The organism is Paenibacillus durus (genome assembly GCF_000756615.1).
GTDB lineage: Bacteria > Bacillota > Bacilli > Paenibacillales > Paenibacillaceae > Paenibacillus_AQ > Paenibacillus_AQ durus.
Map to the genome: position 1 here is coordinate 3,864,316 of NZ_CP009288.1, position 12,894 is coordinate 3,877,209.

A 12,894-nucleotide genomic window follows, 5' to 3' on the forward strand; every position below is an offset into this window, starting at 1 on the left:
CAAAACGATTTAAAACAGCGATTTGCAAAAGCGATAACCGTTCTGTTCGAATCCGAGATGGCGGTAAAAAGCATGTGCTGGCGCTCGTTCGACGCGATTGCCGCTGCTAAGGAAAATCTGCTTGCATTGACGGCCGCGCGCCCAATCTTCTCCGGCAGCTATCAGCCGTTTGCCAAGCCCGCTTCTTCTGAGAGACTCCTCGACAATAATGGCGGTAACCTCGGCGACGGATTCCTGCTCCTTGCAATAGGAGATAACCTGCCGGAGTTCAATCATTCCGACCGTTTGACCGTCGACTTCAGCAACGAGCGTGCAGTAGGCCGGATCATTCTTCACAGCCTCCAGTCTCTCTTTCATCACGTTAAGGGTTGTCGGATAGCCGAATCCTCTCAGCAGTGCCGTAATTGTCTCCAGATCGTTCATATCGATGTTGCGAATCTGCAGTACCGGTGCCTGAGTACTACTGTTCATCCTTGTATACCTCCACTTTTAGCAGTGACGCCGCCTCTTTGGCTGTCGCCCGCGCTTTCTCCACATTATCGGCCGCACTTAGCGCGACCGCCATCCGCCGTCCCGGGCGGACCTCCGGTTTGCCAAATACACGGACCTGCGTGCGGGGAAGCCGCAGCGCTTCATTCAGTCCGGTAACGGCATAAGCCTGTCCGACAGCATCTTTCCCGGCCTTAAGCGTCGCCGACGCTCCCGGTGACAACAATTCCACCGGCTCAAGCGGGAAACCGAGAACTGCTCTGACATGCAGAGCAAATTCCGACAAATCCTGAGTAACCATCGTCACCATTCCGGTGTCATGCGGTCTCGGGCTTACTTCACTAAACAGAACGCCTTCCCTCGTCAGGAACAGCTCAACGCCAAAGATGCCGTAACCGCCAAGCTCGTCCGTTACGTTACGCGCGATATCTTGCGCCTGAGCAAGCTGTTCTTCCGTCATTTCATGCGGCTGCCAGGATTCCACATAATCCCCATCCTTCTGGATATGCCCGATCGGCGGACAGAACACCGTCCCGGAGGAAGAGCGAACGGTCAACAGCGTAATCTCGCTCTCGAAGACGACGAAAGATTCCACAATGACCCGTGTTCCTTTCGCTCTGGCTCCCTCAAGGGCCGTGTTCCAGCAGCTGTCCGCATCCTCGGGTTTCCGGCAGACACTCTGTCCTTTGCCGGAGGAGCTCATAATCGGCTTGATCACGCACGGCGTTCCCAGCTCCTGCACCGCCTGCCGGAGCTCTTCAAGACTGTCCGCGAACCGGTAATCCGCCGTAGGAAATCCAAGCTTCTCAGCAGCCAGCCGGCGAATGCCTTCCCGGTCCATAGTCAGCTTGGTTGCGCGTGCGGTCGGCACGACACAAAATCCTTCTTCTTCCAATTCCAAAAGAGCGTCCGTGGCAATAGCTTCAATCTCCGGAACGATAACATCGGGCTTCTCGGTGCGGATCAGCTCCTTAAGCGCTTCTCCATCCAGCATATCAAGCACATAGGAACGGTGGGCAACCCCCATCGCGGGAGCGCCATCGTAACGGTCTACGGCTACCGTCTCTACGCCGAGTCGCTGAGCTTCAATGATCACTTCCTTGCCCAATTCTCCGCTGCCCAGCAGCAGCAGCTTGCGGCTGTAAGCAGAATAGGGAGATCCCCACATATCGGTATTCAACCTCTTTCGGCAAAACCCGCTCCTTCCTGCAATTTCCATGCAAAAAGCAGCAGTTTCTCTGCAAATTTTCAGGCTTCTTTATTTTCTTCCAAGACGCGACAGATTGCAAGTATTCTTCGACATTTTCCATCAAACTTCACACTTTAAATTTTTGTGAGGTTGCCAAAAGCGGTTTCTTGGTCACGCAGCCTGCCGACAAGCTGGCTCCAGCGCCCCGCCGAATCACCCCCTTTCCGCATCGCGGACATCGCCAATTCCTGCTCTTTCATCATCTCCCTCAGCGCTTCGGAAGCTCCAGCCAGTGCCTGCAGCGTTAGTGATTCGTAATGATCCAGCAGAAGTTTCTCCCGCTTCAATGCTGCCGAGGCAAGCGCTTCCTTCAGCAGCGGTTCCACCGCGTTTCTTAACGCGTCCCGCCCGCCGCCTTCAAAGAAGTGCTTCGGCGATTTGAACAGTCCCCACAATCTTCCCCAATCCGCAGGAGGCAGATTGCCCTCAAGGCCTTCCGGCGCCGGCCAAGCGTTATCCTCTGTTACCCTGGAAGACGGCAGTTCATGGGGCAGGCCAAGCTCGAAAGCCGCAGCCGCCGCAGCCTCACGGACCAGCCGGCGGCCGGCATCCGTGAGCCGAAGCGTCGTCGCCCACAGCTCCGACTCCAGTTCCCGGCCTGCGGTGCGCCACAAGTCACGTCCGCAAGCGGCGAAGACATCCTTCAGACCGCCGCCATCGTCCCGCAGCAGCGACGGATGGAAGGATTCCTGAAACATCCGGCCAAACGAGAACCCGAGCCGCTGATGTACATGGTACAGCAGCTCTCCTCCCTCGCGCCGCAGCTCACGCGCGGGACGCTCTTCGGCTTCCAGCTGTGCAAGCCTTATCTCCGCTGCGCGGCGGCGTTCTTCCATGCGGCGGATCTCGTCGTCCCAGTCCGAGTCGGCTTTCAGCGCCATGTCCAGCCATTCCTCTGCCTGGCGGGTGACGGATCTAAGACTGTCCATCCCCGCCTTCAGCGACAGAGCAGGCAGTTCTTCACCCGCGAATTGCCACAGCGCCGCCTCAAAGACTGCAAACCGGGAGGCTTCAAATACCGCATGGCCTCCCCCAGTCTTGCCCTCCAGTGCCAGCATGCTGGAAACCGCGTAAATACGCGGGTTGATCAGCCCCGCTGAGCGCAGATTGCCGGCGACATGCTCCTTGACTTCCGCCAGCTCAGCCTCATCCGATGCAAGGTCTGAGGCGTTGACGATGACAAACATTTTGTCCAGCGCGCCGCTCTCCCTGATCCGGCCTAGCTGCGCCAGCAGTTGACGGTCGGCCTTGGAGAAAGCGTGATTGTAGTAGGTAACGAAACAAATCGCGTCGGCTTCCTTCATGTAGGCGAAGGTGACGCCGGTATGCCGGGCGTGCACGGAATCGGCCCCCGGCGTATCGACCAGCACAATTCCGCAATCCGTCAGCGGGCAGGCGTAGTACAGATCGATACTCCGGACAAAGCAGGCCCGGCTCTCTTCGGCGACAAGCTTGCGGTACTCGTCAAGCTCAACCGTCCGTACTGTTCCGAGGAGAGATTCCGCCTCATTCCAGCCTTTTGTCGCCGCCCTCAGGAATCCGGCATGCGGCAGCGCCGACGGGTGCAAGCCCCGTGCGGGCAGCTCAGACACCGCGTCCGCCCAAGCTCCGGGCGACGGTTCTCCGAGCTGAAGCACTTCGAAGGAATGGCGGATATCGTCCCATATCTCTTCCCTGCTCTTCATCGCCACTTCAGCCGTGGCGTGCCGGAACGGTCCCTCTGGCTTAAGAATGCGGTTCACCGCTGCCGTGGCGGGATGGGGAGACACGGGCAGCACCTCTTCGCCTAGCAGCGCATTGGCGAAGGAGGATTTGCCGGCGCTAAATGCTCCGAATAGCGCCAGCGTGAACCGGCCGCCGGCGAGGTCCGCCGCGCGCGCCGCCAGGCTGCGAGCCGCCGACCCCATTGACGGCTCGCCACTTAGCAGCGAAGCCGCGCCCGCCAGCAGCTGCGCGGCTTCGCCCAGCCGCCGGCGCCCCTCCGCCGGCGCGGGTCCGGCCGCAGCGCCCTGCGCGGCCGGTCCTGCGTCCGCCAAGCGAAGCGGCGGACGCTCCTGCGGGGCGGCCCCGGCACGGGCCGCCCGCGGGAGGGCGCTCACCTCCGGCAGCAGGCCGGGGGTGAGCGTGCGTCGCGGCGGCAGCTTCGCCGCGAGTTCAGCCGCGCGGGCTTCGTACGCGCGGGTAAGGGCCCCCAGCGCGGCGGCGGCTTGCGCCTGCCGGGCGCGGGCGGCCTTGCGGCGCGCAAGCTGCGCGCGCCGCGCCTCAAGGAGCGGCGGCAGCTTCGCCAGCAGCCCGTCGGCTGCGCCGAGGGCGGCGCGGCGGTAGCCGCTCCGGATGTCCGCCGCCAGGCCGCGGCAGAATTGGAGCAGCGCCTCGCCCTCCACGGGCGTTCCCGGCTTCACCGCTTCCGCCAGCCACTCAGCTCCCGTCTGCGGAAAAGCGTTCCTCAGCTCCAGCTCGTCGGCATCGCTCCACAGCTCCAATTCCCCGCCCCATGAGCGAAGAAGCGAGAGCACATGCCCATCAAGCTGCGCCGATACCTGCCGCTCCAGCGCATCGGCGAGCAGCGCAAGCCGGCTTGCCCGCTCCCTCTCCCGCTTGGCCGCTGTGGTCAGCAGCCCCGTCCGAAATCCCGGCTTAAGGCTATCGGCATAGCGGCTTATCGCTTCCCGGATATCGGCGGGCATCAGGTTCGCGTTTCCTAGAAGAGCGTCCAGACTGGCGCGAAGCTTATGCCGTGCGAGATCAGGCAGTTTTTCCAGTTCCTTCTCCTCTTTTTCCATCTCTGCCAACTCACGTTCCAGGCTAACGGGATCTTCACCGTCAAGTTCTTTAAGCAGCGCTTCCCTTTCCTCCCGCTGCTCTTCGCGGAACGACGACAAGTAAGCATCGGCCGTATGCTCGATCGACCGGGATAGACTGTATGTCAGAAGCGCTTCCCGCCGTTCCAGCAATTCAGCAATCAGCCCGGGGAGGCTTTCCAGGCGGCTCAGCGGATGCTCTTTTTCTTTCAGCGAAGTGAACAGCAGACCGGCAAACTTGACGCCCCAATCCCGGAAAGCGCTTACCACTTGCTTCCGGTAATCCTCAATGCTTATCTCCTGTTCCCGATGCTTGTCGATCTGGTTGATGATCAGGTATAGCGGCTTGCCCCAATCGCTCAAATTTTTGGCGAAGACGAGATTATTCTCTGACTGCACGTGATTGTAATCCATAATGTAGAATACGATATCCGCCAAATGCAGCGCCGAACGGGTTGCGCTTTGATGGCCTTCCTCCGTGGAATCTACCCCAGGGGTATCCATAAGCACGCCATGCGGCCCCAGAAGCGGCACATCCTCCCACACCTCGATTGCACTGTAATCTTCTCCAAGGCGGCAGTAATCACGGAGCTGCTTCGCTGACACTTCCATAGGTTCTCCCATGCCGGTCCCGCCACTGCCTTTATAGATCAGCGTTCGCGGATATCCAGAGCGAATCGAAACGACGTTTGCGCTCGTAGGCAGGGGTCCCGAAGGAAGAATATCTTTGCCGCACAGCGCATTGATCAGGCTTGATTTCCCTGCCGAAAAATGACCGCAAAAGGCGAAGACCAGCTCCCCGGACTTCTCTTTTTCGAGCAAATCCGCGAAAATGCGACCTGTATCCCTGTCACCTTGCAGCTCCGCCCACTCGGAGAGCCTTGCCAAATTCCATTTCGAAGCTGTATTCACATCGCTTTGTATTCTCTCCCGCTCCGCACCCATATGCTATCCACCTCTGCCGATATGTAATGGTTATCCGTCAGGCTGCCGATATCCGGTAAGTATTTTTATAAGAATAGAATAATTCCATTTTATCATCGGATTGGCACAAATCAAATATGCAGAGAGAATAAAACTGTATCCACTTACCGTATAGCAACTCGATTAGCCCGATTCCGATACCGTTCATCAGATTGATCCTTGCCATGACAACGCCCGAATCGCACTAGCCGTATTGGCGCCCACGGTTTTTAGGCCGATTTTGCCGAAAATATTAAAGCGAGGCTATCCCAGTCACCGAAAGCGGCAAAAAGGGACAGCCTCATCTAAATTACAGCTTGAATCGGTCAACCAACGCGTGCATTTCCTCAGCCATTCTGGATAAATCCGCCGATGACGACGATATTTCCTCCATGGAGGCCAGCTGCTCCTGGGCGGCGGCGGAAATATTCTCCGTTTCGGTCGCATTGGACCGGGCAACGTGCGCGATGGCATCAATGGCCTCGTTCATTTCCGACGCCCCGTCGGAAATTTGCTTCACTGCCGACGAGACGCCGCCGATTTGATCATTCACCTCGTCTACAAACCGCTCGATCTGCGAGAACAGACTTCCGGCGGTTCCCACCGTGACCATACCTCCCTTAACTTCTTGTGTGGAAGTGTCCATAGAGGCCTGAACGTTGACAATCTCTTCTTGGATATTGCGGACCAGCAAGGAGATCTCTTGCGCCGACTGGGCAGACTGATCGGACAGCTTCTTCACTTCACTGGCCACCACTGCAAACCCCCGCCCATGCTCTCCCGCTCTGGCCGCTTCGATAGAAGCATTCAGCGAGAGCATGCCTGTTTGTCCGGAAAATTGAGTAATTGCTTTCGTCACTTCACCGATTTTTTGCGAAGTGTGGGACAATACTTGAATAAGACGCGCCAAATTTTCGACTGAACTATCGATGGAATCCATCTGCTCTGCGGCATTTCCGATGGCTTGAGTACCTTCCGCCGACAACGTCGCCGTTTTGTTCGAGGTATCCGTGACCAATTGGGCGGCAGCGGCAATTTCTTGAATGCGGGCGGTTATTTCATAAACGGTCTGAGCCCCTTCATCCACCGTTCCAACCTGTTTTTCAGCCCCATCCGACATTTTCTCCGTCGCTCCCGCAATATGCTCGGTAGCCTTGACGGTCTGCTCCGAACTCACCGCGAGCTGCTCCGCCGAAGCGGCCAGTTGATCAGACAATTCGCTTACTTCAGTAAGCACTCCTCTCAGCGAATCAATCATCAGGTTGAAAGTCGATCCAAGCTGCCCCAACTCATCCTTCGATTTCACCTGCACGTGAGTTGACAAGTCCCCTTCGGCGAGTTTCTCGGAAGCTTCTTTAAGCGAACGCAGCGGAGAAGTGATCGAACGGATAATAAACAAAATTAAGGCCAAACCTGCTGCCATAGCTGCGATTAGAACGATAAGCGTCATCCGGAAAATTGGGGCAGCCTCCCGCTTCACTTCATCTATGTACCATGTGCCTGCTATTTTCCATCCGGTGAGAGCATTGGTGACAAATATCAATTTCTTAGTCTTTCCGTCCCTCTCATTTACATAATCCAGTTCGTCCGAACCGGATTTAAACATACGACCGATCACCTCTAATTTAGCCGTATCGCCAATCTTCACACCCGGCGACACCAGATACTTCCTCTGATTGTCGATCAAAATGACATAGCCCTGTGAGCCGATTTTCGCTCCTGCCACGGTTTTGCTTAACTCGGCCAGGCTGAAATTCGCCCCCACGATCCCATGTCCGTCCTTCGTCGCCTTCGCTATGGTTACAACCGTAGTATTCGTCGAGGCGGATGTATATGCATCTGTTATGATAGCCTGGTCTTTATGCTGCATTGCCTTGATATATTGAGGTCTCGTCCTTGGGTCAAAGCCTTTGGGCAGATTCAATTTAGTCGCGCTAAGTATAGCCCCTTGGTTATTTGATGCAAATACCGTTTCCAAGTCCGGATGCAATGCTTTGAAGCTGACAAGCAGCTCTTTTATTTCGGCATTTTCAGCACCCGATTCGGAAATTATGTTATTGACATCCACCTGCTGGGATAAGAAATCAATGGCTTTCATTTTTTCACTAATGCTCTTCTCGATCATTTGATTCAGCAGATTTACATTGGAAGATGCCGAATGCCTTAAGTCATCATTGACTTTGTTACGTGCGGTAAAATAAGAAGCGCCGCCGATCGCCAGACTGGGCAAAAGCAAAATGCACAAAAAAGACATAATCAGCTTGCTTTTGACCGAATGAAAATTCCACTGCATACCATGCTTTGTTTTCAACGAAACCCATCCCCCTCATTTCTGTAAAAGCAAAAATCCCCTTTTTCGGTTTGATTTTCTAAAAGCACTATCGTTTATATCGGCAAAATCATCCTTCAAAACAATACTTGAAAAAAACAATTCATATTTCGAAATCCGATCTTCCTAAACCAAAAAATAGGCTTGCAGAACTGCCATTCAAGCAGTCATACAAGCCCATTTCCAAAGTAAATCTGGAAGCCATTAACAAATATATTCAATAGACAAACCGTGCAAAAAAGCGGAGCCCCCTCATTGGGAACTCCGCCGTTTAGCCGCTTAGGCCGTCTCAAGCACCGGCAGCAGAATTTCAAATACCTTGCCATGCTGAAGGATCGTCAGCCCGCGGGATTTATCTTTCATAACCACGACTTCAGGCTTTTGCGCCATACGCTCAAGGTAATGTTCGGGTACGTCCCCGGAATGGCTGATCGTTACGCCCTCTACTTCCTGCTCCTCGTTCTCTTCCATCGAACTGTCCACTACACGGTCGAAAATATCCGAGAACAGCTCAAAATTATCTGTGTATACGGAAATGCATTTCATTCTAATCCCATCCTCTTCTTCATATCTGACTTAAAGCGGCCGCGCTTCACTATTTCTTAGCTTTACTTACCTGCGAGGTTTTCATACGTTTTTTTCCTTCGCGGCATACATCCAGAAGCGGGCATACCTGACATTTCGGATTCTGCGCCTTGCAGTGATATCTTCCGAAAAAAATCAGCCGGTGATGCGTCAGCGTCCATTCATTCATCGGGACCGCCTTCATCAGCTTCTTCTCAACCTCTAGCACCGAATCCTTCCAGCCCGCCAGCCCCAGACGCTTGGATACTCTCTCAACATGTGTATCCACGGCAATCGCAGGCACGCCGAAGGCGTTGGAAACGACCACATTGGCCGTCTTGCGTCCCACTCCCGGAAGTGTAACCAGCTGATCGTGGGCCTGCGGCACTTCCCCGCCATACTGATCGATCAGAATCGCGCATAAATTCTGAATATGCTTAGCCTTATTGCGGTAAAGGCCGATCCGCCGTATGTCTTGCTCCAGTTCTTCCAGAGGGACCGATACATAATCCAGCGGTGTTTTATACTTCCGGAACAAGTCTGCAGTGACTTTGTTTACGGTTGCGTCCGTGCATTGAGCCGACAGCAGCACGGCAATCGTCAGCTCAAACGCATTGCTGTGGTTCAGCTCACAGTCCGCATCCGGAAACATTTCGCCAATCGTATCCAGAATGTGGCGGACATCTGAAATCTTCATATGGTGTACCTCACGCTTCAGATATATCGCTCTGCTAGTATAAATGGTTGCACCAACTTATTCAAGGAAAGTTCAATGAAGTATGTATTATAACAGTGCAGTCCCATACATTACAAGATTGTATCTCCTCTTCCTCAAAAAAACGTCCCGACGCAGGGAAGCCATGCGTCAGGACGGTATCTCTCGCGGAAAGCCGCCATTCCTTACTGCTTCACAATTTCAACTACGACATTGTTATTGAAATATACTGCAATTTTATCATTTTCTTTGAGAGATTGCACGGATAAAGTCGTGTCGCCTTGGTGAATGTATACGTTAGGCGACAGGATAAACCGGTAATTTTCGTCATTGACGTTATCCCGCTTGACAACAATGCGGCCTGCGGCTGCATCATAGCTCGAAAAGTAGCGGTTTTGAACGGGCAGTACGCGGACAATCGTCGTTCCGTCGGCATCCTTGCGGACCTCCGCTCTTTCGGATACAGAAAGTGAACCCAGTGCAGCGGAAGTGCCATTGTCACGGACAATTTTGACGCTTCCTCCCGTTCCGAAGGCTTGGACGGCTCCCGAATAGTCTTTAACGCTCAAGGTCCCGGCTGCGGCGTCAATGGCTGTTACCTGGCCTGCCGTCAGCTTTACGGATTGAATCGACGTTGGGGAGCTTCCAAGTGCGCTGACATTCACATAGTTTCCGGCTTTGAGATCGCTCAGCTTGATCGTCTGTCCGGCCTCATCGGTCAGCGGAATGGCGAGCGTGTAAATATCGATATTCCCTCCGGATGTCTTGACACCCAATTTGTTGTTCGCCGCGTCGACATACGCAAGCTCCAGTTGCTGGGATGTCTTCACTTTCAGTGAAGTCAGCGAATCCTGGCTTGGCGTGAGGAAGCCGGTTACGGCACTGCCAACAGTTACATCGGTAATGGAAAGACCCGTTCGTCCGAATATCTCGACAATCGGCGGATACGGCAGGATCATGGAACGGCCGTCAGTCGTCTTTAGGACAAGCGTTCTTGTCGCGGTATTGACCGAGGCTAATGTACCTTCATATTTGCTTACAATTTCCAGGGAAAGCGTCCGCTGGCCAAGTACGCTAATATTCAGCTTTTGATTTTCTGTGAGCATCGAAGCAATATTGTTCAGCGTTGGCACATTACCGAAACCGTTGATGAACTTCGTATTCTCGTCGAGCTGGTAGACACGCGCTTGATTGTCGCTGTCCATGACTGTCAGCAGCTTGGTCTTGAAGTTATAGCTGACTACCGACGTTCCGAACAGCTGCTCCAGCTTGCGGCTGACTACCGCTATCTTTGTTACCTGGTCGCTGCCGTTTAACGTCAGTTCTACAGTGTCGCCGTAAGTCGCGTCCGCAATGAGATCCGACGAGGCCGGTTTGGCATAGCCCGGTATGACGATGGCAGTGCTTGACGCAAGCAGTTGGACGCCGCGTGTACCATCCGCTTTCTTGTAGACTACAGAGGAACCGTTCAGATCGGTGAGCATTCCCTGTACCGTCCGTTCTACAGCCTGCGTCACCTCAACGGAAACGATCAGATTGTTCACAATCTTATAATTCACCGCAGAACCAGCTTTCAATTCAGAAGGCAGCAGAATAGCCTTTTGATAGCTGAATAGGGCGCTGTCCGCCCATTTGAATGTTTCTTCCGTTCCAGTAGCGTTCGTGAAGGTTATCGTCTTGGCGGTAAGGTCGATGCTTTTGAGCGTTCCGGATGTTGTTTTATTGACGACACCAGAAGTGACCTGAACTTTAAGAATCTTATTCTGTCCTGTAAATGTCTCTCGTGTAATCGCCACGATACTATCCTCCGAAATCGAGGAAGCTGCAATGGCGCTGCCCCCAGCATCCACAAAGGAAGTAGCATTGTCGAAGGCATATTCCGGGTAACCGTCGGCATTTTTCAGCCACAGCTTGTTGCTGCTTACGGATAATCTCGCGAATGTGCCTTGGATCGTCTCCACCTGCGGTTTCGGATCAGTCAGTTCTACATAGGCAGCCGCTCCGTTCTTGCCAATGACCGTGACTTTAGTATAAGGCTGGATATTGTTCAGCGAGATCGCCGTTTCGGCAGCGCTGCTGAAATAAGCCGTCCCGGAGTTCAAGGAGTACACGGAGTTGGATGCACCGCTATATAGTGTCATTTTGCCTTCTTTTACTTCGGTTACGATACCGCTTGACGTATTATTGTATACCGCCGCCGAATGAACTTCAGCCCGGCTTAAGAAGGTGGCGAGCTGCGCCCGCGTAACTTCTCCCTTTGGATTAAAAATATTCCCGCTTAGCCCGTTCGTAAGCCCAAGGTCGATGGCAACGTTGATATATCCGCGTTTACCTTCGGAAATCTTGGTGTCATCCGCAAACCCCGAAGGCTCGCTGGCGACTGCCTGGGCATCTGATGTCTTGCCAAGGGCGCGGATCAACAGCTCGGCGATCCACTCACGGGTAGCCTTGCGTGTGCCCCAGGACGTCTTCAGATTGTCGACAGCCATTTCCGTCGTTTTGTCCAGCACGTTCCGCTGAAACGCCAATACGACATATGGCTTGTAATAATTGGAGACGTCAAAGCCGGCCGGAAGCGCTGTTGCCGTCCCGCTCGAAGCCTGGTCATCCAGCTTCATGAAACGCAAAGCCATCAGCACAGCTTCCTGTTGGGTAACAGGGTCCCCTGGACGAAACTTTCCGTTGTTGCCTATGATGATTTCCTGTGCGGCAAGTTTGTAGATATGCTTCTCGGCCCAAAAGCCGGAGGTTACATCGGAGAAAGCCCCAGTCCCCGCTGCACTCGGCGCCGATACGGCCCCAGCTGTGTTCCCGGCGGGCGCTCTGTCCGCCAATACCGTCCCCGCTGCGCCAAACGCAATCGCCCCGGTGAGCAGGATGGATATAGCCTTCTTAGTATATCCCCTATAGTAATAGTTGTATTTATTAAGTCCAGACAATTTGGAATGTTCCCCTCTCTGCATATAGATAAGCCGTCCCTGTCATTAAGGGTATTAGACATGCCGATGCTCTTTTCCTGTGCCGGCTTACTGACTGTTCTCCCTGGTCATCGGATGCAGCAGGTCTGCATGGCCCATCAGGCTTTCAACCTGCTCTCCATCAACCAGCAGCTCAATGCTCTGAACTTCCGGAAATTGGAACAGGGTCTTAGTTAGCGCGCTGAGCGCAAAGGATTCGCCTCCGGCTCCTAGCTGAGCCTCTGCCGGTTTGTGAATATCCATCACGATTTGCCCGTTCTCAAACTTCAGAGACTTCAGCTCCATTTTTCCCCATAAAGAGAGCAGGTCCGAGTTGCCGCTTTTTTGCAGCGCTTTGAAAGCTTCCGTGTATTTTTCGGTGTCATCCTTGAAAGCAATGTCCGCCTTTGCCGGCTTCAGATCCGTCATTTGAGAATCCGTATAATAGACATCAATCGTTTGGCCCTGCTTCTCCTCGGGCGGCGCAACGCTCGGTGACGGCTCAACTGAAGGAGGACTCTCATTTACTGCCGTTGGCTGCGCCGTAGGATCCGGAACGGCACTTTCCGCAGGCTGCTCCGAAGCTTCAACATTCGCTTCAGTACCGCTGACGACAGCCGGTGAAGTGATGCCCCCCTCATTTGCAGGCGCAGTAGACGATTTGTCGCCGCATCCTGCCAGGACAAGCAGAAGAGCCGACGCTATACCGATGATCCCCATTTTTTTATTCCACATTTCAAAGCCTCCTTAGTAGAATGATGCCGTGTGCATATCTTGTAAATTTATAAGAAGGGGCAGACCTTCCCGCAAAGCATCCTCTATCCCTG

General features: G+C 54.1%; 8 protein-coding genes. All 8 read right to left on the reverse strand.

Going from position 1 to position 12,894, the window contains the following annotated elements:
* Nucleotides 1-9: 9 nt before the first annotated feature.
* The 8 genes from PDUR_RS16490 to PDUR_RS16525 all read right to left on the reverse strand — a co-directional run bounded on the left by PDUR_RS16490 (nucleotide 10) and on the right by PDUR_RS16525 (nucleotide 12,802).
* Entirely contained in the window at nucleotides 10-471 is a 462-nt protein-coding gene (locus PDUR_RS16490; RefSeq protein ID WP_042207244.1) for a GNAT family N-acetyltransferase, read from the reverse strand.
* Nucleotides 461-1,657: a formate-dependent phosphoribosylglycinamide formyltransferase gene (gene purT / locus PDUR_RS16495; protein WP_042207245.1), complete on the reverse strand. Its 1,197-nt coding sequence runs from the start codon at nucleotides 1,655-1,657 to the stop codon at nucleotides 461-463. The genes PDUR_RS16490 and purT overlap by 11 nt, the downstream gene beginning before the upstream one ends.
* Before the next feature lie 155 nt (nucleotides 1,658-1,812).
* Nucleotides 1,813-5,484 carry a dynamin family protein gene (locus PDUR_RS16500; protein WP_052410256.1) on the reverse strand — a complete coding sequence of 1,224 codons (3,672 nt, stop codon included), beginning with the start codon at nucleotides 5,482-5,484 and terminating at the stop codon, nucleotides 1,813-1,815.
* Between the two features lie 328 nt (nucleotides 5,485-5,812).
* On the reverse strand, nucleotides 5,813-7,813 hold the full coding sequence (locus PDUR_RS16505; protein ID WP_042207247.1) for a methyl-accepting chemotaxis protein: 2,001 nt from the start codon (nucleotides 7,811-7,813) through the stop codon (nucleotides 5,813-5,815).
* Nucleotides 7,814-8,110: 297 nt separating this feature from the next.
* The gene (locus PDUR_RS16510) at nucleotides 8,111-8,377 is read right to left on the reverse strand and encodes a hypothetical protein (protein WP_025697548.1); all 267 of its coding nucleotides are present in this window, start codon (nucleotides 8,375-8,377) and stop codon (nucleotides 8,111-8,113) included.
* Between the two features lie 49 nt (nucleotides 8,378-8,426).
* A complete protein-coding gene (gene nth / locus PDUR_RS16515; protein WP_042207248.1) occupies nucleotides 8,427-9,092 on the reverse strand; it encodes an endonuclease III in 666 nt (221 codons plus the stop codon).
* Between the two features lie 203 nt (nucleotides 9,093-9,295).
* Complete coding sequence (locus PDUR_RS16520; protein ID WP_042207249.1) at nucleotides 9,296-12,049, reverse strand: S-layer homology domain-containing protein; 2,754 nt, start codon at nucleotides 12,047-12,049, stop codon at nucleotides 9,296-9,298.
* A gap of 87 nt (nucleotides 12,050-12,136) precedes the next feature.
* A complete protein-coding gene (locus PDUR_RS16525) occupies nucleotides 12,137-12,802 on the reverse strand; it encodes a GerMN domain-containing protein (protein WP_042207250.1) in 666 nt (221 codons plus the stop codon).
* Between the last annotated feature and the right edge of the window lie 92 nt (nucleotides 12,803-12,894).

Excerpts from the sequence above, each read along its gene's own strand:
- PDUR_RS16490 (WP_042207244.1), bottom strand. The coding sequence starts at position 471 with ATGAACAGTAGTACTCAGGCACCGGTACTGCAGATTCGCAACATCGAT.
- PDUR_RS16500 (WP_052410256.1), bottom strand. The coding sequence starts at position 5,484 with ATGGGTGCGGAGCGGGAGAGAATACAAAGCGATGTGAATACAGCTTCG.
- PDUR_RS16510 (WP_025697548.1), bottom strand. The coding sequence starts at position 8,377 with ATGAAATGCATTTCCGTATACACAGATAATTTTGAGCTGTTCTCGGAT.
- PDUR_RS16525 (WP_042207250.1), bottom strand. The coding sequence starts at position 12,802 with ATGTGGAATAAAAAAATGGGGATCATCGGTATAGCGTCGGCTCTTCTG.
- nth (WP_042207248.1), bottom strand. The coding sequence starts at position 9,092 with ATGAAGATTTCAGATGTCCGCCACATTCTGGATACGATTGGCGAAATG.
- purT (WP_042207245.1), bottom strand. The coding sequence starts at position 1,657 with ATGTGGGGATCTCCCTATTCTGCTTACAGCCGCAAGCTGCTGCTGCTG.